Raw genomic sequence first — 25,387 nt, 5'->3', positions numbered from 1 at the left:
ACGGTGTCAATTTCGGGGACTCGCGGGCGGTGGCGGCCCAGCACTGCGCCAGCGCCCGCGCAGTCTTCGTTGCGGGCTGGCCCGCGAAAGCCACAAGGGGAAGTTCATGGTCAGAAGTTCCCCACGATGAAGTCCTTGAGTCGGCCAAAGACCGACTGCACAGCGCCGCCCTTGTGCGCCACCTTGAAACCCCGCAGCCGGGCCAGGCGTGCCTCTTCGAGCAGGCCCATCACCGTGGCGGCGCGCGGCTGGGCCACCATGTCGGCCAGCGCGCTGGAATACTTCGGAATGCCCCGGCGCACTGGCTTGAGGAAAATGTCTTCGCCCAGTTCCACCATGCCCGGCATGACCACGCTGCCGCCGGTGAGCACGATGCCCGAGGAGAGCACTTCCTCGTAGCCCGACTCACGGATGACCTGCTGCACGAGCGAGAAAATTTCCTCGACGCGCGGCTCGATCACACCCGCCAGCGCCTGCTTGCTGAGCATGCGCGGCCCCCGGTCGCCCAGGCCCGGCACCTCGACCTGTGCCTCGGGATCGGCCAGCAATTGCTTGGCAAAACCGCTTTCGACCTTGATGTCCTCGGCGTCCTTGGTGGGGGTGCGCAATGCCATCGCTATGTCGCTGGTGATGAGGTCACCCGCGATCGGAATGACGGCCGTGTGGCGGATTGCGCCACCGGTGAAGATGGCCACATCCGTGGTGCCCGCACCAATGTCCACCAATGCCACGCCCAGTTCGCGCTCGTCGTCCGTCAGCACGGCCTGGCTGCTGGCCAGCGGGTTGAGCAGCAGTTGCTCCACTTCCAGCCCACAGCGGCGCACGCACTTGATGATGTTCTCCGCTGCGCTTTGCGCGCCTGTCACGATATGCACCTTGGCCTCCAGGCGGATGCCGCTCATGCCGATGGGCTCCTTCACGTCCTGCCCATCGATCACGAACTCCTGCGGCTCCACCAGCAGCAATCGCTGGTCGCTGGAAATGTTGATGGCCTTGGCCGTTTCCACCACGCGCGCGACGTCGGCGGTGGTGACTTCCTTGTCCTTGACGGCTACCATGCCGCTGGAATTGATGCCCCGGATATGGCTGCCCGTGATGCCGGTATAGACCCGCTGGATCTTGCAGTCGGCCATCAGCTCGGCCTCTTTCAGCGCCTGCTGGATGCTTTGCACCGTGGCGTCGATATTGACCACCACACCGCGCTTGAGACCGTTGCTCGGCGCCACGCCCAAGCCTGCCAGCTTGAGTTCGCCGCCGGGCAACACCTCGGCCACCATGGCCATGATCTTGGCCGTGCCGATGTCCAGCCCTACCACCACATCTTTGTATTCTCTTGCCATATGCGTCTTGTGCCTTTTGTTCTGAGCGTGCCTGTCAGCGGCGCACGGTAGCGCCCTGCTGCCCCTCCAGCACCGTGGTCACCCCGCGCAGGCGCAGCGCGTAGCCGCTGCTGTGGCGCAGGTCTGCCGATTCCAGCGCGTCCGCGCGGCGCCCGTACTTGCCAGCCACTTGGGTGAGCGTGCGCACGAAGCGCTGCAGGCGCAGGGCCAGCTCTTCGTCGCTGCCTGCCCCCAGTTCGATCTCGGCTCCGCTGTCGAGCACCATGCGCCAGCTCCCCCGGCGGTTGAACTCCAGCACCTGGATGTCCCAGTCAAGTGGCTCCACGATGTGCTGCAGCTTCGCGTGCATTTGCAGCATCTGCGCCGAAGCCCCCTCGGGCCCGGCCAGGCGTGGCAACAGGTCGTATTCGGGATCGTCGGCGCTGGCATCAAACACCTCGCCAAAATCATTGACCATGGTGGTGCTGGATTCCGCGCCCCAGTGGGCCACCGGGCGGTGCTCTTCCAGCAACACACGCAGCGTGCCGGGGTACTGGCGCTGCACCTGCGCCTTGCGCACCCAGGGCACCTGCTCGAAGGCGGCGCGGGCGGCCTGCAGGTTCAGCGTGAAGAAATTGCCTGTCAGGCGCGGTGCCACGTTGGCCCGCAGGGTCACGGCACTGTGGTGCGTCACATCACCCTCCACCACCAGCCGCGTGATGGCAAAGGCGGGCAGGCGCATGAGCCAGGCCGCCAAGGCTGCCAGCAGCAGGGCGGCGCAGCCCATGAACAGGGCCGTGGCGGTCCAGTTCATGAGGCGCACATCCAGCGGTGCGGGCAGGGTTTGGTTCACGCCTGAACCTCCTGCGGCGGCGAGTCGAGCGCGGCGCTGGCCAGCAGGCGCAGGCACAGGTCTTCGTAGCTGATGCCTGCGGCGCGCGCCGACATGGGCACCAGCGAGTGGCCGGTCATGCCGGGGGACGTGTTCATCTCCAGCAGGAAGGGCTTGCGGTCGCTGGCGCGCACCATCAGATCCGCGCGCCCCCAGCCGCGGCAACCCAGCGCACGGTAGGCGGCCAGCACGATGCGCTGGATCTCGCGTTCCTCGGCCTCGGGTAGTCCACTGGGACACTGGTATTTCACGTCGTCGGTGAAGTACTTGTTCTGATAGTCGTACGCACCGTCCGGCGCATTGATGCGAATCACCGGCAGCGCCACGGCATCTGCGCCCTGGCCCAGCACCGGGCAGGTGACTTCCTCGCCTTCGATGAATTCTTCGCACAGCACGTCGGGGTCGTAGCGGGACGAAAGCAACACGGCTTCCTGCATGTCCGAACACCCCTGCACCTTGGTCACTCCGATGGACGAGCCCTCGCGCGGCGGCTTGACGATCAGCGGCAGGCCCAGCTCGTCGGGCACGGTGCGCACGGTTTCACGGTTCTGGCGCTCGGGCGCCAGCCAGACGTAGCGTGGCGTGGGCAGTCCCTCGGCCAGCCAGACGCGCTTGGTCATCACCTTGTCCATGGCAATGCTGGACGCCATGACGCCCGAACCGGTGTAGGGAATGCCCAGCAACTCCAGCGCGCCCTGCACCGAGCCGTCTTCCCCATGCCGCCCGTGCAGCGCGATGAAGCAGCGCGCATAGCCAGCGCGCTTGAGTTCGCACAGTTCGGTGTGCGCGGGGTCGAAGGCATGGGCGTCCACGCCGCGCGCGCGCAACGCCTGCAGCACACCCGCACCGGACATGAGCGAGACCTCGCGCTCAGCCGAGGTGCCGCCCATGAGCACGGCCACCTTGCCCAGCGCGGCCGGGGTGGGCAGAAGCTGCCCGGTGGTCTTGGCATCCATTGCGGTCATTGCGCTTTCTCCTCCTGCCCTCTTTGCTCTGTATTTAATAGCAACTCAACCAGTCTTCCCGGCATGTTGCCGATGGAGCCTGCGCCCATGCACAGCACCACATCGCCGTCCTGCGCCATGGCTGCGATGGCCTGGGGCAGATCAGCCACGTCCTCCACAAACAGGGGCTCCACACGCCCCGCCACGCGCAGCGCACGGGCCAGCGATCGACCGTCGGCAGCCACCACGGGCGCCTCGCCCGCGGCATAGACTTCGGTGAGCAGCACGGCATCGGCGCTGCCGATGACCTTGACGAAGTCCTCGAAGCAGTCGCGCGTGCGCGTGTAGCGGTGTGGCTGGAAGGCCAGCACCAGACGCCGCCCGGCAAAGGCTCCGCGCGCCGCCGCCAGCGTGGCCGCCATTTCCACAGGGTGGTGGCCGTAGTCATCGATCACGGTGAAGCGCCCGCCATCCTTGGCGGGCAGGTCGCCATAGCCCTGAAAGCGCCGCCCGACGCCCCGGAAGCTGGCCAACGCACGCAGCACGGCCTCGTCGGGAATGTTCAGCTCCACCGCCACGGCAATGGCCGACAGGGCGTTGAGCACGTTGTGCTCACCCGCCAGGTTGAGCACCACCTCCAGGTCGGGCAGCGTCACGCCATTGCGGCGCTGCACGGTGAAGTGCATCTGCGCCCCCACAGCCCGCACGTTGACGGCGCGCACCTGCGCGTCCTCCGAAAAACCGTAGCTCGTGATGGGGCAGGACACCTCGGGCACGATCTCGCGCACCGCCGGGTTGTCGATGCACAGAATGGCCGTGCCGTAGAACGGCATGCGGTGCAGGAAATCGACAAAGGCCTTTTTGAGCCGCGCGAAGTCGTGGCCGTAGGTCTCCATGTGGTCGGCGTCGATGTTGGTCACGACGGCCATCACGGGCAGCAGGTTGAGGAACGAGGCGTCGGATTCGTCAGCCTCGACCACGATGTAGTCGCCGCTGCCCAGCTTGGCGTTGGCCCCGGCACTGTTCAGGCGCCCGCCGATGACGAACGTGGGATCCAGTTCCCCCTCGGCCAGCACGCTGGTGACCAGGCTGGTGGTGGTGGTCTTGCCATGCGTGCCTGCAATGGCGATGCCGCGCTTGAGGCGCATGAGCTCGGCCAGCATGAGCGCCCTCGGCACCACGGGGATTTTCTTTTCGCGCGCGGCCAGCACCTCGGGGTTGTCGCTTTTGACGGCGGTGGAGGTGACCACCGCATCCGCCCCGGCAATGTGCGCTGCCGCATGCCCCACAAAGGTCTGCATGCCCAATCCCTGCAGGCGGCGCAACGTGGCACTGTCGGACAGGTCCGAGCCCGAAATGCGGTAGCCCAGGTTGAACAGCACCTCGGCAATGCCGCTCATGCCAGCACCCCCAATGCCGACGAAATGGATGTGGCGGATGGCGTGTTTCATAGAGCCTGTCCAAAGTCTTTTCGCGGCGCCCGCAAGGAAGCAAGAAGCCGCAATCTAGGCGCGTACCGCGGCCCATGCTGGTAGCCTGGGCAAGGTGCGCAACGACGAGTGCGGCTGCTTGCTGCCTTGCCCGAAGGGTTGCCCCGCAGAGGCAGCGCCTGCGGCGTTGCCCATCCTCGCCGCACACCAGTGCGGCTTGCGGCGGGCGCCTTGCATCCGCTGCCTCTGCGGGGCAACGGGCACCACGAAAAGACTTTGGACAGGCTCATGCGAGCTCCTCACACGCGGTCACCACCTCGCGGGTGGCGTTGATCTTTTGCATTGTTTTGGCCTTCAGCGCCCGTTCCATCAGCGCTGTACGCTCTGTATTTTGTAGCATTTCGGCCAGGCTTTGGGGAGAAAGATCGCGTTGTTGCACCAACCATCCACCCCCGGCCTGCACCAGGAACTGCGCGTTGGTGGTCTGGTGGTCGTCCACCGCTGCCGGAAACGGCACAAACACGGCGGCAGCGCCCACAGCGGCAATCTCGGTCACCGTGCTCGCGCCCGCGCGGCAGACGATGATGTCGGCCTGCGCGAAGGCGCTGGCCGTGTCTTCGATAAAGGGCGTCAGCTCGGCCTGCACACCGGCGGCCTCGTAGTTGGCGCGCAGTTGCTCGATCTGCGCCGCGCCACTTTGGTGTGTGACCACGGGGCGCCGGTCCGGCGGCATGAGCGCCAGCGCCTGCGGCACGATGTCGTTGAGCGCACGCGCCCCCAGGCTGCCGCCTACCACGAGCAGGCGCAGCGGCCCGGTGCGGCCCGCAAAGCGCTCTTGCGGCGCCTCCTGGCGCGTGAAGGCAGCGCGCAGCGGGTTGCCCACCCACTGGCCTTTCTTGAGCACCTCCGGAAAGGCCGTGAACACGCGATCGGCCACGCCCGCCAACACCTTGTTGGCCATGCCAGCCACCGAGTTCTGCTCATGCAGCACCAGCGGCTTGCCGGCCAGCACGGCCATCATGCCGCCCGGAAAGCTGATGTAGCCGCCCAGGCCCACCACCACATCCGGCTGCACCCGGCGCACCACGCACCAAGCCTGCCAGAAGGCGCGCAGCAGCCGCAGGGGCAGCAGCGCCAGCGTGACCAGGCCCTTGCCGCGCACACCGGAAAAGTCGATGGTCTCCAGCGCAAAACCATGCGGTGGCACGATGCGAGCCTCCATGCTGTCGGGTGCCCCCAGCCAGTGCACACGCCAGCCGCGCGCACGCAGCTCCTCGGCCACGGCCAGACCGGGGAAGATGTGGCCGCCGGTGCCTCCGGCCATGATGAGGGCGGTCTTGGCGCTCATACACGCCCTCCTCTCATCAGGCGCTTCGCGCCTGGCATTGCTGGCGCAATGCGCGGTTTGTTTTGGTGAAACAAACTGCTCATACGCGGCCTCCGCGCATCGAATACTGCGCATTCGGCAGCGCTGGCGCGCTGCAGCAGCCCGTTTTGGTGAAACAAACTGCTCATACGCGGCCTCCGCGCATGAGCAGCTTGTTTTCATAATCAACCCGCAACACCACCGCGAGCGCCACCAGGTTCATCAGGATGGCCGAGCCGCCATAGCTCATGAGGGGCAGCGTCAGCCCCTTGGTGGGCAATGCGCCCAGATTCACGCCCATGTTGATGAAGGCTTGGAAACCGATCCAGATGGCCACGCCCTGGGCCACCAGGCCTGCGAACACGCGGTCCAGCGCAATCGCCTGGCGGCCGATGTGCATGATGCGCCGCGTCATCCAGAGGAAGGCCACGATGAGCACCAGAACGCCCACCAGACCGAACTCCTCGCCGATCACCGCCAGCAGGAAGTCGGTATGTGCTTCGGGCAGCCAGTGGAGCTTTTCCACGCTGCCACCCAGGCCTACGCCAAACACTTCGCCACGGCCAAAGGCGATCAGTGCATGCGAGAGTTGGTAGCCCTTGCCCAGCGCGTGCTGCTCGCTGAAGGGGTCCAGATAAGCAAACACACGCTCGCGCCGCCAGGGCGAGCTGACGATCATCAGCGCGAATGCCGCCACCAGAATGGCCGCGATGAGGAAGAACATGCGCGCATTCACGCCGCCCAGGAACAGAATGCCCATGGCGATGACGGCCACCACCATGAAGGCGCCCATGTCGGGCTCGGCCAGCAACAGCACCCCGACCACCGCCACCGCCGCCCCCATGGGCAGCACGGCGCGGAAGAAGCGCTCCTTCACATCCATCTTGCGCACCATGTAGTCGGCGGCGTAGATGAGCACAGCGAACTTGGCCAGCTCCGACGGCTGGAAGCTGATGGGCCCCAGCGCCAGCCAGCGCCGCGCCCCGTTGACGACCTTGCCCACCCCCGGCACCAGCACCACGATCAGCATCAGCAGGGCCGCCCCAAAGAGCCAGGGGGCCAGCCGCTCCCAGGTGCGCATGGGCATCTGGAACGCCAGCAGCGCCGCCACGAAACCCATCACCAGGTAGAACGCGTGGCGCGTGAGGAAATGGGTGGGCGCGTAGTTGGAAAAGCGTGGGTTGCCCGGCAGCGCGATGGACGCCGAATACACCATCACCAGTCCCCAGGACAACAGGGCCACCACCACCCACAGCAAGGCCTGGTCAAAACCCAGCACGCTGGCGGGGGTGGCCGTGGTCTGGCGGTACTCGGTACCGCCCACGCGTACGGGCAGTACATCGGCCGCCTGGCTGCGCGCGCTGCCCAGCCACTGCGTCAGGCGCTGCCATGGATTGCTTGGGGTGCGTGTGGCCGCGTTGCTCATACGCCGCCTCCCAAGTCCTGGCCTGCGTCCTGCGCCAAAGCCTGCACGGTATCGACAAACACCTGCGCACGGTGCGCATAGTCGCGGAACATGTCCAGGCTGGCGCAGGCGGGCGAAAGCAGCACCGCATCACCCGCATGGGCACGCTGTGCGGCCCAGTGCACGGCATCGGGCAGCGTGGCGCAGTCGTGCAAGGCAATGCCCGTGTCCTGCAGCGCGGTGCGAATGGCCGGTGCATCGCGCCCGATCAGCACTGCCGCGCGGGCGTAGCGCGCCATGGGCGCGGCCAGCGGGCTGAAGTCCTGGCCTTTGCCGTCGCCACCCAGAATGACGACCAGGCGCCGCTCGGGCCCCAGCCCATTGAGGGCGGCCACCGTGGCACCCACATTCGTGCCCTTGCTGTCGTCGAAGAATTCGACCTCGTTCACCGTGCCCACCGGCTCGACCCGGTGCGGCTCGCCCCGGTATTCGCGCAGGCCATACAGCATGGCCGAGAGCGGGCAACCCGCTGCCTGCGCCAGCGCCAGTGCCGCCAGGGCATTGGTGGCGTTGTGGCGCCCGCGGATGCGCAAGGCGTCGGCGGGCATCAGGCGCTGGATGTGCAGCTCCTCCTCGGCGTTCTTGCTGCGGCGCAGGGTTTCGTCGGCCTCTTGCGCGCGCACCAGCCAGGCCATGCCGTTGACGACCTCGATACCGAAATCGCCCGGACGCTGCGGCATGTCTGCGCCAAAGGTCACATGGGCGCGGTGCTGCGGCTTTTGCAGCCTCTGCTTCACTGGCGGCGGCAGCATCTGCATCACCAGCGCATCGTCGCGGTTGAGCACCATCAGCGCCTGCTCGCCAAAGATGCGTGCCTTGGCCGCGGCGTAGGCGGCCATGTCGCCGTGCCAGTCCAGGTGGTCCTGCGTGACGTTGAGCACGGCTGCGGCCGTGGGCTCGAAGCCGCGCACGCCGTCCAGCTGAAAGCTCGACAGCTCCAGCACCCAGGCCTCAGGCAACTGGCCGGCGTCGATGCGCTCGGCCAAGGTATCCAGCAGCGTGGGGCCGATGTTGCCTGCCACCGCCACCGACTTGCCCGCGTGCGCCACCAGCTTGCCGGTGAGCGAGGTCACCGTGGTCTTGCCGTTGGTGCCGGTGATGGCCAGCACGGCAGGCGCGTAGCCATGGGCCGCACGCAGCGCGAGCAAGGCCGCAGAATACAGGTCAATTTCGCTTCCAACGCTTATTCCACGGGCGCCAGCAGCTATAAAAACAGGAGCAATCACTTGCGGAGCCAGGCCGGGCGAGCGATACACCGCGCTGAAGTTTGCACCGTCGAGCAAGCTCGCATCAAAGGCTCCAGCCACAAAACGCACCTGGGGCAGCTCGGCGCGCAATTGCGCCAGCTGCGGCGGTGCCTCGCGCGTGTCGGCCACCGTCACCTGGGCACCGCAGCGCGCACACCAGCGCGCCATGGCCAGGCCCGATGCGCCCAAGCCCAGCACCAGCACCTCCTGGTCCTGCAAGGGCTTGCTGCCCTCCAGGGGCCAGCTTGCCGGTACGGGGTCGGGTGCGGCGGGCGGCTCCTCGGCGGTGGGTTCGGGTGCCGCGGGTTCGACGGCCTCGGCGCCCGGGTCGGACACCGGGGTCTCGGCAAAGATGCGCGCCACAAAAGCTGCGGCCTCGCGCGCGGCGTCCAGGGTTTGGGGCAGCTCGTGCTGGGGCGCCGGGGCCACCACCGCGGGCGCAGCGCCACTGCTCCCCTGATCCGCTGCAGCGGACTCAGCAGGCATGGCCGGTGCGCCAGCCTCATCTTCCGCAGGCTGGGGCAGCGCCAAGGGCGTGCCTTCGGCGGTGGGGGGGAGGTGCTCGTCCAGCGGGTTCATCGCAGCTTCAGGGTGGACAGGCCGATGAGGCACAGCAGCATGGTGATGATCCAGAAACGCACGACCACCTGCGTCTCCTTCCAGCCGCTCTTCTCGAAATGGTGGTGCAGCGGCGCCATCTTGAGCAGACGCCGGCCTTCGCCGTACTTGCGCTTGGTGTACTTGAACCAGCTCACCTGCAGCATGACCGACAGCGCCTCGACCACAAAGATGCCGCCCATGATGGCCAGCACGATTTCCTGGCGCACGATGACGGCAATGGTGCCCAGGGCACCGCCCAGCGCCAGCGCGCCCACATCGCCCATGAACACCTGGGCCGGGTGGGTGTTGAACCACAGGAAGGCCAGGCCCGCACCCGCCATGGCGGCACAGAAGATGAGCAGCTCACCCGCGCCCGGAATGTGCGGGAAGAACAGGTACTTGGAATACACCGAGCTACCTGCCACGTAGGCAAAAACGCCCAGCGCCGAGCCCACCATGACCACCGGCATGATGGCCAGGCCGTCCAGGCCGTCCGTCAGGTTGACCGCGTTGCTGGAACCCACGATCACCAGGTAGGTAAGGATGACGAAGCCCAGCACGCCCAGCGGGTAGCTCACTTCCTTGAAGAACGGCACCAGCAGGCCCGCCTTGGGCGGCAAGCTGACATCAAAACCCGAACTGACCCACGTGAAGAACAGCTCCAGCACCTTGAGGTTGGAGCTTTCGGAAATGCTGAACACCAGGTACAGCGCCGCCGCCAGCCCGATGAGCGACTGCCACAGGTACTTCTCGCGCGAAGGCATGCCGTTGGGGTCTTTGTAGACCACCTTGCGCCAGTCGTCGGCCCAGCCGATGGCACCAAAACCCAGCGTGACGATGAGCACGATCCACACAAAGCGGTTGGACAGATCGGCCCACAGCAGGGTGGCAATGGCAATGGCCAGCAGGATCAGCACTCCGCCCATGGTGGGCGTGCCACTTTTGACATGGTGCGTTTCCATGCCGTTGGTGCGGATGGGCTGGCCGATCTTCAGTGCCGTCAGGCGCCGGATCACCGCAGGCCCTGCGAGCAGGCCGATGAGCAGCGCCGTCATCGCACCCAGCACGGCACGCAGCGTGAGGTACTGGAACACGCGCAAAAAGCCCAGCTCGGGCGACAGGCCTTGCAGCCATTGGGCCAGCCACATCAGCATGGTGCACCTCGACCGGTTTCAATGCGTCGTGCCATGGTCGGCCTCCTGCGCCGCAGCGGCGGCTTGCGCGGTGGAGGTCAATGCCTCCACCACCTGTTCCATCTTCATGAATCGCGATCCCTTCACCAGCACGCTGCCCACCTCGGGCAGCGCCTGCCGCACCGCTGCCAACAGCGATGCCATGTCGTCAAAATGCGTGGCCGTGCCAAAGGCCTGCGCGGTGTGCCGCGACAGCGTGCCCAGCGCGTACAGCCGCTCGATGCCGCGTGCACGCGCATGGCCCCCGGCCTCGGCGTGGAACTGCGGCCCCTGGTCGCCCACCTCGCCCATATCGCCCAGCACCAGCAGGCGCGGCGCGGGCAGTTCGGCCAGCACCTCGATGGCGGCGTGCATGGAGTCCGGGTTGGCGTTGTAGCTGTCGTCCACCACGGTGACGGTGCGCTCGCCGCAGCGCACACCCAGCGCACGCGAACGGCCCTTGACCGGCGCGAACGCGCTCAGGCCGCGCGCAATGGCGTCCAATGGCACGCCCGCCGCCAATGCGCAGGCTGCGGCGGCCTGGGCGTTGGTCACGTTGTGGCGGCCCGCAATGTGCAGCGCACATTCCAGCGGCCCTTGCGGCGTGGCCAGGATGACCTGCCAGGCGCCGCCCTGCCACTGGGCCTGTGTGCAGCGCACATCGGCCTGCGCACCACCAAAGGTGATGCAACGCCGCCCCGCCGCCAGGTGCTGCCACAGCGCGGTGTAGGCATCGCCCGCCGGAAACACGGCCACGCCGTCTTCGGGCAGCGCGGCCAGCACCGAGCCGTTTTCTTCGGCCACGGCCTGCACGGTGTGCATGAATTCCAGGTGCTCGCGCTGCGCGTTGTTCACCAGGGCCACGGTGGGCTGGGCAATGCGTGCCAGCAGGGCGATCTCGCCGGGGTGGTTCATGCCCAGCTCGACCACGCCCACGCGGTGCGAGGCGTTCAGGCGCAGCAGGGTTTGCGGTACGCCGATGGCGTTGTTGAGGTTGCCGCGCGTGGCAAACGCGGCATCCTGCGCGTGCGCCTGCAGGATGGCGGCAATCATCTGTGTGACCGTGGTCTTGCCATTGCTGCCGGTGACCGCGATCAGGGGCAGGTTGAACTGCGCACGCCACGCAGCAGCCAGGTGGCCCAGGGCCTGCAGGCTGTCGGGCACTTCGATGCCCGGCAGCCCGGCGGCCTGCAGGCCGCGCTCGGCAAGGGCGGCCACGGCGCCGCTGGCGCGGGCCTGGGCCAGAAAGTCGTGGGCGTCAAATCGCTCACCGCGCAGGGCCACGAACAGATCGCCCGGCTGCAGGGTGCGCGTGTCCGTGTGCACGCGGTCCAGGGGCGTGGCGCCATCGCCCACCAGGCGTGCACGCGGCTCGCGTGACTGGATCCAGGCGAAAACCTGCTGCAAGGTCATGCCCGTCATGGGGTGCCTCCTCGGCGCTGGAGTGCTGTGATGGCTTGTGCCATGTCCGAGAATGGCTGTCGCACGCCCGCCGTTTCTTGATAGTCCTCGTGGCCCTTGCCTGCGATGAGCACCACATCGCGCGCATCGGCCTCTTGCAGGGCCAAACCAATGGCGGCAGCGCGGTCCGGTTCGGCGCGCACGGTTTCCCCGGCAATGGTGCCCAGCAGGATCTGGTGCAGGATGTCGGCAGGCCGCTCGCTGCGCGGGTTGTCGCTGGTCACCACGACCCAGTCGGCGTGACGCTGCGCAATGCCGCCCATCAGCGGGCGCTTGCCCGCGTCGCGGTCGCCACCGCAGCCAAACACGCACCAGAGCTGGCCGCCACGCTCTTGCGCCAACGGTCGCAGGGCTTGCAGGGCCTGCTGCAGGGCGTCGGGGGTGTGGGCGTAGTCCACGGCCACCAGCGGTTGGCCGGGATGCACGATGCGCTCCATGCGGCCCGGCACGGGCTGCAACTGTTCGCAGGCACGCACGGCCTGCTCCAAGGGCACGCCCAGGGCGCGCTGCGCGGCAATCACGCCCAGCAGGTTGGAGACGTTGTAGCTGCCGATCACCTGCGTTTGCAGCATCAGGCTGCGTTCCCCTTCGCACACACAAAAACGCAGGCCGCCCTCACCCAGCGTGACCTCGGTGGCGCTCAGGCGGGCGGCCGTGTGCTGCGAGAGGCTCCACAGGTCGATGCCACGCCCCTGCAAGGCTGCATGCAGGGCGGCACCCTGGGGGTCGTCGATGTTGATGGCAGCGGCACGCAGGCCAGGCCAGTCGAACAGCGCGGCCTTGGCCTGCCAGTAGGCCTCCATGCTGGCGTGATAGTCCAGGTGGTCTTGCGTGAAGTTGGTGAACACCGCCACGGGAATGCGCGTGCCCACCAGCCGGTGCTCGGCCAGGCCGATGGAGGAGGCCTCGATGGCGCACGAGCGCGCACCGGCATCGGCAAACTGCCGGAAGGCGCGCTGCAGCAGCACAGGGTCTGGCGTGGTCATGCCCGTGGACTCCAGGCGCCCGGCAAGCCCCACACCCAAAGTACCCACCAGGGCACATGGGCCAAGCGCTGAATGCTCCTGATTCGATAGTGCCTGCGCCAACCACCAGGTGGTGCTGGTCTTGCCGTTGGTGCCCGTGACGGCCACCACCTTCAGCGCCTGGCTGGGCTGGCCGAACCAGGCGGCAGCGATGTCGCCGGTGGCCTGCTTGAGGCGGGGCAGCGCGGCGATGTCGTCGCCCGCAAAGGCGTAGGGCAGCACGCCCTCATGCTCGACCAGGCAGGCCGTGGCGCCGCGCACCAGGGCGTCGCGCACATGGGCACGGCCGTCGGTGGCAGCGCCGGGCCAGGCGATGAAGCCATCCCCCGGCGCGATGCGGCGGCTGTCGGTGTGCAGCGTGCCGGTGACGCGCGCGCGCAGCCACTGCACGGCCTCGTGGAAATCGGTCAGGGTGCGGATCACAGCGGCTCCTCCACCACCTCGGCCACGATCTGCGGCTTGACGTCCATGTCGGGCTGCACGCCCATCATGCGCAGCGTCTGCTGCACCACTTCGCTGAACACGGGTGCTGCCACCGCACCGCCGTAGTACACGCCGTTGCTGGGCTCATCGATCATCACCGCGACGATGATGCGTGGCCGGTCGATGGGCGCCATGCCGGTGAACCAGGCACGGTACTTGTTGGTGGCGTAGCTCTTGCCCACCTGCTTGCGCGCGGTACCCGACTTGCCGCCCACGGAGTAGCCCAGGGTCTGCGCCTTCTGGCCCGTGCCACCTGGGCCCGCGGCCATCTGCAGCATCTTGCGCACGGCGTCGGCCGTCTTGGGCGAGAACACGGGCACGCCCACGACCGGTTCGCTGCTCTTGAGCATGGTGGCCGGGATGATCTGCCCCTGGTGCGCAAACACGGTGTAGGAACGCGCCATCTGGAACAGGCTGGCCGAGAGACCATAGCCATAGGACATGGTGGCCTGCTCGATGGGGCGCCAGGTCTTGTACGGGCGCAGGCGACCGCTCACCACGCCGGGGAACCCGAGCTGGGGTTTTTGCCCGAAACCGGCGGCCGAGAAGGTTTCCCACATCTCGCGCGCGGGCATCTGCATGGCGATCTTGGTGGTGCCCACGTTGCTGGACTTCTGGATCACACCCTCCACGGTGAGTGCGCCGTAGTTGTGCGTGTCCGAAATGGTCGATCCGGTGATGGTCAGACGCCCTGGCGAGGTATCGATGACCGTCTGGGGCCGCACGCGCCCGGTCTCCAGTGCCAGCGCAATGGTGAAGGGCTTCATGGTCGAGCCGGGCTCGAAGGTGTCGGTCAGCGCGCGGTTGCGCAGCTGCTCGCCCGAGAGGTTCTGGCGCTTGTCGGGAGCGTAGCTGGGGTAGTTGGCCAGGGCCAGCACCTCGCCCGTCACGGCATCGAGCACCACCACGCTGCCCCCCTTGGCCTTGTGCGCCTGCACCTGGTCGCGCAGCTTCTGGTAAGCAAAGAATTGAACTTTGCTGTCGATGGACAACTGCATGTCGCGCCCATCGACCGGCGGGCTGATCTCTCCCACGCCATCGACCACGCGGCCCAGGCGGTCCTTGATCACGCGGCGTGAGCCCGGCTTGCCGGCCAGCAGGTCATTGAAGGCCAGCTCCATGCCCTCCTGGCCCTTGTCCTCGACGTTGGTGAAGCCCACCACATGGGCTGCGGCCTCGCCCTCGGGGTACTCGCGCTTGTATTCCTTGCGCAGGTAGATGCCCTTGATGCCCAGGGCCACGATCTGCTGGCCCAGGTCCCAGTCGAGCTGGCGCTTGATCCAGACGAAGGTCTTGTCCTCGTCGGCCAGCTTGCCCATCAGGTCCTTGAGCGGCATGCCCATGAGCCGGGCGAGTTCCTTGAGCTTGGCGCGCACCTGGGGATCGTCGTGCGCAACGTCCTCGGGAATGGCCCAAATGCTGGCCGCAGGCACGCTGGAGGCCAGGATGAGACCATTGCGATCCAGGATGCGCCCCCGGTTGGCGGGCAGCTCCAGCGTCCGCGCAAAGCGCACCTCGCCCTGGCGCTGGAAGAATTCGTTGCCCACCACCTGCACGTAGGCCGCGCGCAGGCCCAGGCCCACAAAGCCCAGGGCGATCATGCCCACGATGAACTTGCTGCGCCAGACCGGCGTCTTGCTGGCCAGCAGCGGGCTGGTGGCGTACAACACACTGCGGCTCATCGCTGCACCTCGGATGCGGCCGGTGTGGGCAGGGGATTCACCACGTACTGCGTGATGGCCGGCGTGGCCGTGCGCATCTGCAGGCGCGCACGCGCAAGCTGCTCCACCCGCAGCGGCGTGGCCTGGGCGCGCTTTTCCACCTGCAGACGCTGCTGCTCGGTTTCCAGGCGCCGCGCCTCGGCGTTGGCGCGGTCCAGCTCGGTATAAAGCTGGCGCGATGCGTACTGCGTGTGCACCAGGTACAGCGCACTGGCAATCACCGCAAGCAGCAGTGCGATGTTCAGGCGCGTCATGCCGGCACCTCGGTACGCTCGGCCACGCGCATCACGGCGCTGCGCGCGCGTGGGTTGGCCGCCACCTCGGCGGCACCGGGCTTGATGCGCGCCAGCGCCTTGAGCCGCATGGGTTGCGGCGCGGCAAAGGGGGCACGGCGGTCGTACACCTCCTTGGAGTGCTGCGCGATGAACTGCTTGACGATGCGGTCCTCCAGCGAGTGGAAGCTGATGACGACCAGCCGCCCGCCAGGCCGCAGCACCGACAGGCTGGCCTCTAGCGCCTGTTGCAGCTCTTCAAGCTCGGCGTTGATGAAAATCCGAAGAGCTTGAAATGTGCGCGTTGCAGGGTTCTGGCCCGGCTCGCGGGTTTTGACCGCGCCAGCCACGAGGTCGGCCAGTTCTGCGGTGGATGCAACAGGACCCCGTTCCTGCCGCCGAGCAACAATCGCCTTTGCAATGGGGCCAGCAAACCGTTCTTCACCGTATTCACGTATCACCTCCGCAATCTGCCCTACTTCGGCACTGGCCAGCCACTCGGCCACGCTTTGTCCGCGCGTGGTGTCCATGCGCATGTCCAGCGGGCCATCGAAACGGAAACTGAAACCCCGTTCGGGGGTATCGATCTGGGGCGAACTCACGCCGAGGTCCATCAGCACGCCAGCGGCGCTGCCGACCGGCAGGTCGGCCAGATGGCGAAAACCTTCATGCCGAATGGAAAAACGCGCATCCTGGATGCGCGCTGCTTCTTGGATGGCTTCGGGGTCCTTGTCGAAGGCCAGCAGACGCCCCTGGGGCGAGAGCCGTGAGAGGATGCGCCGCGAATGCCCTCCGCGCCCGAAAGTGGCATCGACCCACTGGCCCGCAGGCGCGTCGCCCGCGCCCGCCAGGAGCGCATCGACCGCTTCGTCCAGCAGTACGGTGGTGTGTGCAGCCGTGGTGGTCAAGCGCGCCTCAGAAAGAGAAGTCCTTGAACACATCGGGCATGTCGCCCTGCATGGCCTGCGCCTCCTGGGCGTCATAGGTGGCCTTGTCCCACAGCTCGAAGTGCTCGCCCATGCCCAGCAGCATGGCGTCCTTGGTGATGCCCGCGGCTTGGCGCAGTTCGGGCGAGATGAGCACGCGGCCGGTGGCGTCCATGTCCACGTCCATGGCGTTGCCCAGGAAGATGCGCTTCCACCACTGGGCCGACATGGGCAGCGCCGCAATGCGCTCGCGGAACTTCTCCCACTCGGGGCGAGGAAACACCATGAGGCAGCCGTGCGGATGCTTGGTGATGGTGAGCTGGCCGGCGGCGGTGGCGCTCAGGACGTCACGGTGCCGGGTCGGCACAGAAAGCCGACCCTTCGCATCCAGACTGAGCGAAGACGCCCCTTGAAACACTGCACCGACCCCTTGCTGTTGATTGAATCCATTGCCGGCTTGCCACAGACCGGAAATGGCACTTTTCACCACCTAATTGCACTTTTTTGCACTGTAGCAGGAAAAGCAGCGTTCGCAACAGGGTTTGCAACAACTTCTTGCAATGAAATCAAGGACTTAGGCGCTGTTTTGCATGTGCATGTCAGGCAAAAAACCTTTTACACAAAGCAGTTAGACGCGCCAATGAAAGTAACACCTGAGGCATGTGGACAGTCTGCCTTTTTGCAGCATTCCAAAGACAGAGGCCGCCCGCTCCCCCAAGGGAACGGGCGGCCCGCACCGAAAAGGCACTTAGAACGTGTTCGTGATCTTACAAAATGAAGCGCGAAAGGTCTTCGTCCTGCGACAGCGCCTGCAGGCGCGCATCGACGTAGGCTGCGTCGATGGCCACCGTCTGGCCCGCTCGGTGCGCGGCGTCAAAGCTCACCTCGTCGAGCAAACGCTCCATCACCGTGGACAGGCGGCGCGCGCCGATGTTCTCGGTGCGTTCGTTGACCTCGAAGGCAATGTGCGCCAGGCGGGTGATGCCTTCGGGCGTGAACTCCAGCGCCACGCCCTCGGTGGCCAGCAGCGCCTGGTACTGGCGCACCAGCGAGGCGTGCGTCTGCGTGAGGATGGCTTCAAAGTCCTGCACCGAAAGCGAGTCGAGCTCCACGCGGATCGGAAAGCGCCCCTGCAACTCGGGAATCAGGTCGCTGGGCTTGGCCAGGTGGAAAGCTCCGGAGGCAATGAACAGGATATGGTCGGTCTTGACCATGCCGTACTTGGTGTGCACCGTGGTGCCTTCCACCAGCGGCAGCAGGTCGCGCTGCACGCCCTGGCGTGACACATCGGCGCCGCTGCTCTCCTGGCGCGCGGCCACCTTGTCGATCTCGTCGATGAACACGATGCCGTTCTGCTCGGCGCTGAGCAGGGCGCGCTGCTTGATCTCTTCCTCGTTGACCAGCTTGGCCGCCTCTTCCTCGACGAGCTGGCGCCGGGCTTCGGCAATGCTGAGCTTGCGCGTCTTGCGCTTGCCCTGCCCGATCTGGCTGAACATGCCGCGCAGCTGCTCGGCCATGTCCTCCATGCCCGCTGGGCCCATGATTTCGAGCTGTGGGCGGGCCTCGGCCAGGTCGATCTCGATTTCCTTGTCGTCGAGTTGGCCCTCGCGCAGCTTCTTGCGGAACACCTGGCGTGCGGTGCTGTCGGGCGGCGGCTCGCTGCCGGGCGTGCGCGCCACGGGGATGAGCACGTCCAGGATGCGCTCCTCGGCCGCGTCTTCGGCGCGCGTGCGCACCTGGCGCGTCTGCACCTCGCGCTCCTGCTTGACGGCCACTTCCATCAGGTCGCGGATGATGGTGTCCACGTCCTTGCCCACATAGCCCACCTCGGTGAACTTGGTGGCTTCGACCTTGATGAAGGGCGCATCGGCCAGGCGCGCCAGGCGGCGCGCGATTTCGGTCTTGCCCACGCCCGTGGGGCCGATCATGAGGATGTTCTTGGGCGTGATCTCATGGCGCAGCGGCTCCTGCACCTGCTGGCGGCGCCAGCGATTGCGCAGCGCAATGGCCACGGCCCGCTTGGCCTTGGACTGGCCGACGATGTGGCGGTCCAGTTCGGAGACGATTTCCTGGGGGGTCATGGAAGACATGGAGAGAAATTCCAATCAAATAGGCACATAGCGCTTATAAAATAAGCGCAGACAGCTATTATTTTGATAGCAAACGAAATTCCCTTAAAGGGTTTCAATCGTGTGGTGCATGTTGGTGTAGATGCACAGTTCACCGGCAATGGCCAGGGACTTGCGCACGATGTCTTCGGCGCCCAGTTCGGTGTTGGTCAGCAGCGCCTTGGCGGCCGAATGGGCATAGGCGCCTCCCGAACCGATGGCCACGATGCCTTGTTCGGGCTCCAGCACGTCGCCGTTGCCGGTGATGATGAGGGAGGCCTCGCGGTCGGCCACGGCGAGCATGGCCTCCAGGCGGCGCAGCACGCGGTCGGTGCGCCAGTCCTTGGTCAGCTCGATGGCGGCGCGCACCAGGTGGCCCTGGTGCTTGTCCAGCTTGGCTTCAAAGCGTTCGAACAGCGTGAAGGCGTCGGCCGTGGCGCCGGCAAAGCCCGCCAGCACCTTGCCATGGTGCAGCTTGCGCACCTTGCGCGCCGTGCCCTTGACGACGATATTGCCCAGCGTGACCTGGCCGTCGCCGCCAATGGCCACCTGCACGCCCTGCGGGGTTTGGCGGCGCACGCTGAGGATGGTGGTTCCGTGGAACACCGGGGATTCGTTGGATGCGGTCATAGGGCGCTTAGGTGGGGGCGCCCACCGTCAATACAAGTCAGTTTTTAGTGGTGAAGCCGCTTCCAGTGCCGCGTGACACTGGCACACCCCAGACCAAGGCTCCCGCGCAAGGGCCGCCCCGCCGCGCCGGGAGCGTCCCCCCTCCCGAATCGCGCAGCGATTCGAGAGAGGGGGGAAGGCCCGAAGGGCCTCAGGGGGGAGTACGCTAATTCTTCCGCGGCAGCACCCAGGCATGCTCGTTGACACCGAGCACGTTGAACAGCACCGCCACCAGGCGGTGCAGGTTGTGGAACTGCACTTCGCGCCCCTGGGCCTGCTGCTGGGCCGCCCAGTTGAGCACCGAGCCCGCAGCGGTGAAGTCGATGCGGATGAGCTTGTCGCACGGGATGGCCAGCGGCTGGCCCGCAGGCACATGGTCCTGCATGCCTTCGAGCAGGTGGGTGGCGTCGCCCTCGATATGGCCGGTCAGCCCGGCCAGCGCAGGCACCGAATCGCCAAAACCCGTGAGCGGCGCCGGGGTGGTGCTGTCTTTCCAGTGCGGCCGCGCAACCAGATCCTGGGCCGGGGCGGGCGCAGGCGCGACCTCGGGGGTGGAATCGTCGCTGTAGCCGCACAGCGGGTTGGCCCAGGAGGGAGGCGACACTTCGTAGGTGACGCAGTAATCCAAGGCCACCATTTCGAACTCGTCGGCCTGGCCCATGAAGCGCAACATCGCCATGCGCAGGCGCCACCATTCCGGGTTGGTCTCGCGGTTACCCGACTGGGTGCACTCCTGCAGCAAGGTCAGCAGCGCTTGCGAGCCCGTGAACACAAACTGCCCCTTCATGTCCGCCCAGCGGGTGAACTCGTTGGCCAATGCGGTCAGCGCCGTGTCTTCAATGGACTTGAGCCGCGTCCAGGTCAGGGTCCAGGGCGAGGCCGAGCGATTGATGGATGCCTGCAACGCAGCCACCGACTGCAGCGTCATGGCGGCCGGTGCATTCCAGCTGAATTCACGCTGGGGCACTGCGGTGGCCTCTGCCTTCACGGCAGCCTGCAGGCCCAATTGTTCGGGGATAGAAAACCACAGCGGCGCAGAGCGCGCAAAGCGCCCGGCAAAGTCGATGGCCAGCGCGTCAAAACGGTCCTGCTGGCCTGTGGCGCGGTACAGGTCGAACAGCGTCATCCAGATCTCGAACTGGGCATCGGCTTCGTCGGCGCTGTGGCGCTCCAGCACTTCCAGCAGGCCCGCCTCTGCGCCCGCGTAATCGCCGTTGGCAAAGCGGATGGCGGCTTCTTCGAGGTCGGGTTCGTGCACGAATTTCTCCAAGGCCGGTGCGGCCGGTGGTGCCGAGGTACCTGCCCCCCCCATGTTCCATGTGGCCGCATCGGGCTCCTCCAGCGGCAGGGAGGTTTCCTGTGCGGCCAGGCTGTCGCCCGCGAACAGCGGCTCGGGCGCCGTGCGTGCGGGAGGGGTGGGTGGCAGAGCCAGGGGAGCCGTCGGGGCGTAGGCATTGGGGTGGGCCGGCACGGTGGTCGCGTCTGCCAGGGCATCGCCCGCCTGCACAGGGGCCGCACCTTCGGGGTTGTCACCCGCCTGTTTGCTCTTCCACCACTGCATGGACATCTGCGCCTCGATCTCGTCGATCTTCTTGATCGTGACGGCACGCTCGCCAGGCGAGGTGAGGCTGCTCTGGAAGAACGAGGGTCGGGCCGCCGGATCGGCCGTGCGCTGGCCGCTCAGGGCATCGCGCTGGCGCAGTTTGCGCAGCTGATCGAATTCACGGCGGCGCACAAAGTCGTTGCGCCGCTTGCGCTCGATCATCTCCTTGAGCATCTGCTTGCTGTACTGGCTCTCCTTGTCGTCCTGGATGGAGTCCAGCTCCGACCAGTTGACCGTGGGGTTGCGCACGAAACGCACCACCTTGGACAGGAGGCCACCGCCGGAGGAGGGGTTGTCTTCCTTGCTCATGATGGCTTGCGTACTGCGCGGCAGAGGCTCAAAAGGAGTTCCCCGTCAATCACCAAACATCTTTTGCTTGAGCTCGCGGCGCTGCTGCGCTTCCAGCGAGAGCGTGGCCGTGGGTCGGGCCAGCAGGCGGCCCACGCCAATGGGTTCGCCGGTTTCGTCGCAGTAACCGTAGTCGCCAGCGTCGATGCGCGAGATGGACTGCTCGATCTTCTTGAGCAGCTTGCGCTCGCGGTCACGGGTGCGCAGCTCCAGGGCGTGTTCTTCTTCGATGGTGGCACGGTCTGCCGGGTCGGGCACGACCACGGTGTCCTCACGCAGGTGCTCGGTGGTTTCACCTGCGTTGTTGTGCATGTCCTGCTTGAGTTGCACCAGCTTGCGGCGGAAATAGGCCATCTGGACGTCGTTCATGTACTCGCTGTCGGGCATGGCGAGGATGTCGGCGTCGGTCAGTTCCTCCAAGGGCTTGGTCTTCCAGTGGTTGGCCAGCTTGGGGTCCTTTTTGGGGGCCGCAGCACGCGGGGCTTGCAGGGTGGTGGGCATGGTATTCGTGTAACTCGCTTTGGCAGCCGTCGAAGCGACAGACTGCTGAATGGATGGTACGGTCAATTGGGCCAGGCGGGAAGAAGGCCGAGCACTGCGCACGGGCAAGCCGTCAGGCGACGCTGGAGCCGCCTTGGCGCTGACTTTTGCCGGGGCCGGTGAGGCCGCGGTGGAAGACGCCTTTGCAGGGGCCTTGGGTTTGCTGGGTGCAGCGTTCACGTCCTGTCTCCTCGCGGTACGGGCTTCCCGCTTCGGTGGCGGTGCGGCGCCACCTGCGGGAGGTTTGATCGTAGTATGCCCTTGGCTTTACCGGGGCGCGATTGTATAGGCACTGTCTTGCTTGGGGGCAGGCGTTGTGCATTCCCCACACCGCTGGCGCTGCATCAGGCGACCAGGCACTGGTCCAGGCCCTGCTCCAGAATGTCGCGCGGCAGCTCGATGCCGATGAACACCATCTTGCTCTGGCGCTTCTCGCCCTCGGCCCACTGCGGCCCCAGGTCGCTGCCCATGAGCTGGTGCACGCCCTGAAAGATGACCTTGCGCTCAGTGCCCTTCATGTGCAGCACGCCCTTGTAGCGCAGCATGCGCGGGCCGTAGATGTTGACGATGGCGCCCAGAAAGTCTTCCAGCTTGGCCGGGTCAAAGGCACGCTCGGCGCGATAGACAAAGCTCTTGACGTCGTCATCGTGGTGATGGTGGCGGCCATGCTGGTGCGAGGGGTGGTTGCAGTGCTCGCCATGCGCATGGTCGTGGTGATGGTGGTGCCCGTGGTCATGGCCATGCTCGCACTGCCCATGGTCATGGTCGCAGTGGCTGTGGTCGTCCTCTTCCTTGAGGAAATCGGGGTCGATGTCCAGCTTGGCGTTGAGATTGAAACCGCGCAGGTCCAGCACCTCGGACAGCGGCACCTCGCCAAAGTGCACCGCCTTGATCGGCGCACGCGGGTTCATGTGCTTGAGGCGGTGGATGAGCGCGTCCACTTCTTCGGCGCTGACCAGGTCGGTCTTGGACAGAAAGATCTGATCGGCAAAGCCCACCTGGCGGCGCGCCTCCTGGCGATCGTCGAGCTGCTGCTGGGCATGCTTGGCGTCCACCAGGGTGAGGATGGAGTCCACCAGGTAGGTTTCGGCGATCTCGTCGTCCATGAAGAAAGTCTGCACCACCGGGCCGGGGTCGGCCAGACCCGTGGTCTCGATGACCACGCGGTCAAAAGCCAGCATGCCTTTGCGGCGCTTGGCAGCCAGCAATTGCAGGGTTTCGCGCAGGTCTTCGCGGATGGTGCAGCAGATGCAGCCATTGCTCATCTGCACGATCTGCTCCTCGCTGTCGGTCACGAGGATGTCGTTGTCGATGTTCTCCTCACCGAACTCGTTTTCGATGACGGCGATCTTCTGGCCGTGGACTTCGGACAGCACACGCTTGAGCAAGGTGGTCTTGCCCGAGCCCAGGAAGCCGGTGAGGATGGTGACGGGGATGAGGGACATGAGAAGCCTTGGGAGAAATACGGGAGACAACCCAAAAACTGTAGCCGAGCTGTCAAGCCCCTGTGCGCAGGGGCTGTATGAACTTTGAGTGATTTGTGCCTCTGGCGCTTTCACATCAAGCGCAAGCAGCTATTATTTTTATAGCATTCGTACTCACTTGCGCATCACGGCCAGGCCCTTGAGGTATTCCCCTTCGGGAAATTCCAGCGTCATGGGGTGGTCGGGCGCCCCACCCAGGCGCTCCAGGATGTAGCCGTCCACCCCCGCATCGGCCCCGGCCGAGGCGACGATCTTGTGGAACAGGTCGGCGCTGATGCCGCCCGAGCACGAGAAGGTGTAGAGCACACCGCCGGGCTCCAGCAGCTGCAGCGCCAGGCGGTTGATGTCCTTGTAGGCGCGCGCGGCGCGTTCGGCGTGCGTGACCGTGGGGGCGAACTTCGGCGGGTCGAGCACGATGGCGTCAAAGCGCCGCCCTTCGCGCAGAAACTGGCGCAGCGAGGCGTTCACATCGGCATCCAGAAACGTGGCACGGGCCACGTCGAAGCCATTGAGTGCCACATGCGCGCGCGCCCGCTCCAGCGCCGGGCCAGACGAGTCGATGGACACCACCTCGCCGTCCTCCACCCCGGCCGCGCGCTGGCCCGCCAGCGCCGCCACCGAAAAGCCCCCGGTATAGCAATAGCAATTGAGCACACGGCGCAGCCCCAGGCGCTGCACGCAGTCGGCAAAGCGCTTGCGGCTGTCGCGCTGGTCCAGGTAGAAACCGGTCTTGTGGCCCTCGGCGATGTTCAGCGTGAGAAGCCACTGGTGCTCGTGGATCTCCAACTCCAGCGGGGGCGCCTCACCCCCGGCCGCCGGGCCGCCGCGCAGCCAGCCGGTGCTGCTCTCCAGCCCTTCGAGCTGGCGCACGCTGGCGTCCGAGCGCTCGTACAGGCGCGTCAGACCCGTGGCCTGGAGCAGCGCGTCGGCCAGCACGCCCTTCCAGCGCTCGGTGCCCGCGCTGGTGAACTGCGCCACCAGCGTATCGCCGTAGCGGTCCACCACCAGGCCGGGCAGACCGTCCGATTCGCCATGCACCAGGCGCACGCCGTTGCTTTGTATGTCAAATCGGACTCTAGCGCTTATTGCACGGGCGCAAGCAGCTATGAAAAAAGGAGCATCGATGCGCTGCGCCTCGTCAAAGCTCCACACCCGCGCGCGGATGCGCGACTGTGGGCTGAACGCCGCCCAGGCCAGGAACTGGCCCTCGTGCGATTCCACGCGCACGGTTTCGCCGCTGTCGCCGCCGCCCTTGGCGATGGCGCTTTCAAAAATCCAGGGGTGGCGACGCTGCAGTGAGCGCTCTTTGCCGGGGCGTAGGCGAATCGTTTTCATCCCCGGATTGTCGCCCGTCGCCATCGGTCAGCGCTTTGGGGCATCCGCCCCCGTCTCGGGCACATAGACCATGCTGCCATCCTTCATGCGGTAGGCCACCCCGGCCTTCATGCCCCGGCCTTCGCCAATCTGGCCCGAGGACTGGTACTGCTTGAGCTCGTTGCCTTCCTTGACCAGCATTTCCATGTTGGGCTTGCCCGCGTTCTTGATGACCACCACGTCCTGCGAGGCAAAGGGGTTGAGCGGGTTCTCGGCCACGGCGATGAGCAGCACGGCAATCACCACCAGGAACACGTCGATGATGTTGACCACGCTGAGGATGGGATCGTCCTCGTCGGAGTCGCCCAGGATGTCGATGCGCATGCGGCGGGATTCAGCCATGGGCCAGCTCCCGGGTGGCGCGCGAGGGCACCGCATCGTGTGCATGGCCGTGCGCAGGCGTTGGCACGGCCACGGGCGCAGCGTCCAGGCCAATGAGCAGCACATTGAGCTCCTCCATGAGCCAGCGCTTGCGCAGCGTCTGCACCACAAAGGTGATGGCGGCCGCCAGCAATGCCACGATCACGGCGGCGAAGGCCACCACCAGGTTCTGCGCCATGCCCTGCGTGTTGCCGGCCGCCACGGCCACCAGGGCCGGTCCCATGGGGATCATGGTGGCCACCAGCCCGAGCAGCGGCGCCACGCGGCTGACGATGCGCTGCAGTTCGAGCTGCTTGAGCACGTACAGTTCCAACCCGTCGCTGCCCAGGTGGGCATTGCGCTGCCAGTAGCGGTGCAGCGGCTGCTGGCCCTGCGGCAGGCGCGCGCGTGCCACGGCCTCGACCAGCACCTGCCCCAGGCTGAACAGGGCATAGACGAACATCAGGCACAGCAGCACCAGTACCGGGGTGAGGAAGAACTGAGGTTGCCCCTGGAAAGTGGAGTTCTTAACCCTTGTTGAAAATACCGACAAGGAGTTCAGAGATGAGTGACAAGCA

General features: G+C 66.3%; 23 protein-coding genes. 1 reads left to right on the top strand and 22 read right to left on the bottom strand.

Going from position 1 to position 25,387, the window contains the following annotated elements; translation table 11 throughout:
- Positions 1-110 precede the first annotated feature (110 nt).
- The 14 genes from ftsA to mraZ form a co-directional block, all read right to left on the bottom strand.
- On the bottom strand, positions 111-1,340 hold the full coding sequence (gene ftsA, locus MJ602_RS02630; RefSeq protein WP_243019291.1) for a cell division protein FtsA: 1,230 nt from the start codon (positions 1,338-1,340) through the stop codon (positions 111-113).
- A gap of 34 nt (positions 1,341-1,374) precedes the next feature.
- Positions 1,375-2,172 (bottom strand): cell division protein FtsQ/DivIB, encoded by a 798-nt coding sequence (locus MJ602_RS02625; protein ID WP_162017368.1) that lies wholly within the window; start codon positions 2,170-2,172, stop codon positions 1,375-1,377.
- The gene (locus MJ602_RS02620) at positions 2,169-3,176 is read right to left on the bottom strand and encodes a D-alanine--D-alanine ligase (RefSeq protein ID WP_279235682.1); all 1,008 of its coding nucleotides are present in this window, start codon (positions 3,174-3,176) and stop codon (positions 2,169-2,171) included. The genes MJ602_RS02625 and MJ602_RS02620 overlap by 4 nt, the downstream gene beginning before the upstream one ends.
- Positions 3,173-4,606, bottom strand: a complete 1,434-nt coding sequence (gene murC, locus MJ602_RS02615; RefSeq protein WP_243019290.1) for a UDP-N-acetylmuramate--L-alanine ligase — start codon at positions 4,604-4,606, stop codon at positions 3,173-3,175. Before murC ends, MJ602_RS02620 begins: the two co-directional genes overlap by 4 nt.
- Positions 4,607-4,871: 265 nt before the next feature.
- Positions 4,872-5,933 (bottom strand): undecaprenyldiphospho-muramoylpentapeptide beta-N-acetylglucosaminyltransferase, encoded by a 1,062-nt coding sequence (gene murG / locus MJ602_RS02610; protein WP_243019289.1) that lies wholly within the window; start codon positions 5,931-5,933, stop codon positions 4,872-4,874.
- 163 nt (positions 5,934-6,096) lie between these two features.
- Entirely contained in the window at positions 6,097-7,377 is a 1,281-nt protein-coding gene (gene ftsW, locus MJ602_RS02605) for a putative lipid II flippase FtsW (protein WP_243019288.1), read from the bottom strand.
- Positions 7,374-9,242 (bottom strand): UDP-N-acetylmuramoyl-L-alanine--D-glutamate ligase, encoded by a 1,869-nt coding sequence (murD, locus tag MJ602_RS02600; protein WP_243019287.1) that lies wholly within the window; start codon positions 9,240-9,242, stop codon positions 7,374-7,376. Before murD ends, ftsW begins: the two co-directional genes overlap by 4 nt.
- Positions 9,239-10,417, bottom strand: a complete 1,179-nt coding sequence (gene mraY / locus MJ602_RS02595) for a phospho-N-acetylmuramoyl-pentapeptide-transferase (RefSeq protein WP_162017373.1) — start codon at positions 10,415-10,417, stop codon at positions 9,239-9,241. Before mraY ends, murD begins: the two co-directional genes overlap by 4 nt.
- An 18-nt stretch (positions 10,418-10,435) precedes the next feature.
- The gene (locus tag MJ602_RS02590; RefSeq protein ID WP_243019286.1) at positions 10,436-11,857 is read right to left on the bottom strand and encodes a UDP-N-acetylmuramoyl-tripeptide--D-alanyl-D-alanine ligase; all 1,422 of its coding nucleotides are present in this window, start codon (positions 11,855-11,857) and stop codon (positions 10,436-10,438) included.
- Complete coding sequence (locus MJ602_RS02585) at positions 11,854-13,344, bottom strand: UDP-N-acetylmuramoyl-L-alanyl-D-glutamate--2,6-diaminopimelate ligase (protein WP_243019285.1); 1,491 nt, start codon at positions 13,342-13,344, stop codon at positions 11,854-11,856. The genes MJ602_RS02590 and MJ602_RS02585 overlap by 4 nt, the downstream gene beginning before the upstream one ends.
- Entirely contained in the window at positions 13,341-15,086 is a 1,746-nt protein-coding gene (locus MJ602_RS02580) for a peptidoglycan D,D-transpeptidase FtsI family protein (protein ID WP_162017376.1), read from the bottom strand. The genes MJ602_RS02585 and MJ602_RS02580 overlap by 4 nt, the downstream gene beginning before the upstream one ends.
- Positions 15,083-15,379, bottom strand: a complete 297-nt coding sequence (gene ftsL, locus MJ602_RS02575) for a cell division protein FtsL (protein ID WP_162017377.1) — start codon at positions 15,377-15,379, stop codon at positions 15,083-15,085. Before ftsL ends, MJ602_RS02580 begins: the two co-directional genes overlap by 4 nt.
- Positions 15,376-16,305 carry a 16S rRNA (cytosine(1402)-N(4))-methyltransferase RsmH gene (rsmH, locus tag MJ602_RS02570; protein WP_423246679.1) on the bottom strand — a complete coding sequence of 310 codons (930 nt, stop codon included), beginning with the start codon at positions 16,303-16,305 and terminating at the stop codon, positions 15,376-15,378. Before rsmH ends, ftsL begins: the two co-directional genes overlap by 4 nt.
- A gap of 7 nt (positions 16,306-16,312) precedes the next feature.
- Positions 16,313-16,741, bottom strand: a complete 429-nt coding sequence (mraZ, locus tag MJ602_RS02565) for a division/cell wall cluster transcriptional repressor MraZ (protein WP_162018150.1) — start codon at positions 16,739-16,741, stop codon at positions 16,313-16,315.
- Between mraZ and MJ602_RS02560 the strand changes: the two genes are divergently transcribed.
- Entirely contained in the window at positions 16,733-17,101 is a 369-nt protein-coding gene (locus tag MJ602_RS02560) for a hypothetical protein (RefSeq protein ID WP_243019283.1), read from the top strand. The genes mraZ and MJ602_RS02560 overlap by 9 nt on opposite strands.
- On the opposite strand, the gene hslU is transcribed toward MJ602_RS02560, so the two are convergent.
- From hslU to MJ602_RS02520, 8 genes are all read right to left on the bottom strand, one after another.
- Positions 17,091-18,413, bottom strand: a complete 1,323-nt coding sequence (gene hslU / locus MJ602_RS02555; RefSeq protein WP_162017379.1) for an ATP-dependent protease ATPase subunit HslU — start codon at positions 18,411-18,413, stop codon at positions 17,091-17,093. The genes MJ602_RS02560 and hslU overlap by 11 nt on opposite strands.
- Before the next feature lie 84 nt (positions 18,414-18,497).
- Complete coding sequence (gene hslV, locus MJ602_RS02550; protein WP_162017380.1) at positions 18,498-19,061, bottom strand: ATP-dependent protease subunit HslV; 564 nt, start codon at positions 19,059-19,061, stop codon at positions 18,498-18,500.
- 205 nt (positions 19,062-19,266) lie between these two features.
- Positions 19,267-21,012, bottom strand: coding sequence for an STAS domain-containing protein (locus tag MJ602_RS02545; protein WP_243019282.1), 1,746 nt, complete (start codon positions 21,010-21,012; stop codon positions 19,267-19,269).
- 45 nt (positions 21,013-21,057) lie between these two features.
- Positions 21,058-21,771, bottom strand: a complete 714-nt coding sequence (gene dksA, locus MJ602_RS02540) for an RNA polymerase-binding protein DksA (RefSeq protein ID WP_162017382.1) — start codon at positions 21,769-21,771, stop codon at positions 21,058-21,060.
- A gap of 164 nt (positions 21,772-21,935) precedes the next feature.
- Positions 21,936-23,036 carry a CobW family GTP-binding protein gene (locus tag MJ602_RS02535; protein WP_162017383.1) on the bottom strand — a complete coding sequence of 367 codons (1,101 nt, stop codon included), beginning with the start codon at positions 23,034-23,036 and terminating at the stop codon, positions 21,936-21,938.
- 153 nt (positions 23,037-23,189) lie between these two features.
- Positions 23,190-24,410 (bottom strand): class I SAM-dependent rRNA methyltransferase, encoded by a 1,221-nt coding sequence (locus tag MJ602_RS02530; protein ID WP_243019281.1) that lies wholly within the window; start codon positions 24,408-24,410, stop codon positions 23,190-23,192.
- Positions 24,411-24,437: 27 nt separating this feature from the next.
- Positions 24,438-24,791 (bottom strand): DUF2149 domain-containing protein, encoded by a 354-nt coding sequence (locus MJ602_RS02525; protein WP_243019280.1) that lies wholly within the window; start codon positions 24,789-24,791, stop codon positions 24,438-24,440.
- The coding region (locus MJ602_RS02520; protein WP_423246678.1) for a MotA/TolQ/ExbB proton channel family protein at positions 24,784-25,387 on the bottom strand (604 nt) is incomplete at its 5' end. The genes MJ602_RS02520 and MJ602_RS02525, both read right to left, overlap by 8 nt.

Source organism: Simplicispira sedimenti (assembly GCF_022760965.1).
Classification (GTDB): Bacteria; Pseudomonadota; Gammaproteobacteria; order Burkholderiales; family Burkholderiaceae_C; genus Simplicispira; species Simplicispira sedimenti.
This window is presented reverse-complemented; position numbering and strand designations above follow the sequence as displayed.

What these genes read in the sequence shown, in the direction of transcription:
- ftsA (WP_243019291.1), bottom strand. Translation starts at nt 1,340, where the DNA reads ATGGCAAGAGAATACAAAGATGTGGTGGTAGGGCTGGACATCGGCACG.
- MJ602_RS02620 (WP_279235682.1), bottom strand. Translation starts at nt 3,176, where the DNA reads ATGACCGCAATGGATGCCAAGACCACCGGGCAGCTTCTGCCCACCCCG.
- murC (WP_243019290.1), bottom strand. Translation starts at nt 4,606, where the DNA reads ATGAAACACGCCATCCGCCACATCCATTTCGTCGGCATTGGGGGTGCT.
- murG (WP_243019289.1), bottom strand. Translation starts at nt 5,933, where the DNA reads ATGAGCGCCAAGACCGCCCTCATCATGGCCGGAGGCACCGGCGGCCAC.
- ftsW (WP_243019288.1), bottom strand. Translation starts at nt 7,377, where the DNA reads ATGAGCAACGCGGCCACACGCACCCCAAGCAATCCATGGCAGCGCCTG.
- murD (WP_243019287.1), bottom strand. Translation starts at nt 9,242, where the DNA reads ATGAACCCGCTGGACGAGCACCTCCCCCCCACCGCCGAAGGCACGCCC.
- mraY (WP_162017373.1), bottom strand. Translation starts at nt 10,417, where the DNA reads ATGCTGATGTGGCTGGCCCAATGGCTGCAAGGCCTGTCGCCCGAGCTG.
- MJ602_RS02590 (WP_243019286.1), bottom strand. Translation starts at nt 11,857, where the DNA reads ATGACGGGCATGACCTTGCAGCAGGTTTTCGCCTGGATCCAGTCACGC.
- MJ602_RS02580 (WP_162017376.1), bottom strand. Translation starts at nt 15,086, where the DNA reads ATGAGCCGCAGTGTGTTGTACGCCACCAGCCCGCTGCTGGCCAGCAAG.
- ftsL (WP_162017377.1), bottom strand. Translation starts at nt 15,379, where the DNA reads ATGACGCGCCTGAACATCGCACTGCTGCTTGCGGTGATTGCCAGTGCG.
- hslU (WP_162017379.1), bottom strand. Translation starts at nt 18,413, where the DNA reads ATGTCTTCCATGACCCCCCAGGAAATCGTCTCCGAACTGGACCGCCAC.
- hslV (WP_162017380.1), bottom strand. Translation starts at nt 19,061, where the DNA reads ATGACCGCATCCAACGAATCCCCGGTGTTCCACGGAACCACCATCCTC.
- MJ602_RS02545 (WP_243019282.1), bottom strand. Translation starts at nt 21,012, where the DNA reads ATGAGCAAGGAAGACAACCCCTCCTCCGGCGGTGGCCTCCTGTCCAAG.
- MJ602_RS02535 (WP_162017383.1), bottom strand. Translation starts at nt 23,036, where the DNA reads ATGTCCCTCATCCCCGTCACCATCCTCACCGGCTTCCTGGGCTCGGGC.
- MJ602_RS02530 (WP_243019281.1), bottom strand. Translation starts at nt 24,410, where the DNA reads ATGAAAACGATTCGCCTACGCCCCGGCAAAGAGCGCTCACTGCAGCGT.
- MJ602_RS02525 (WP_243019280.1), bottom strand. Translation starts at nt 24,791, where the DNA reads ATGGCTGAATCCCGCCGCATGCGCATCGACATCCTGGGCGACTCCGAC.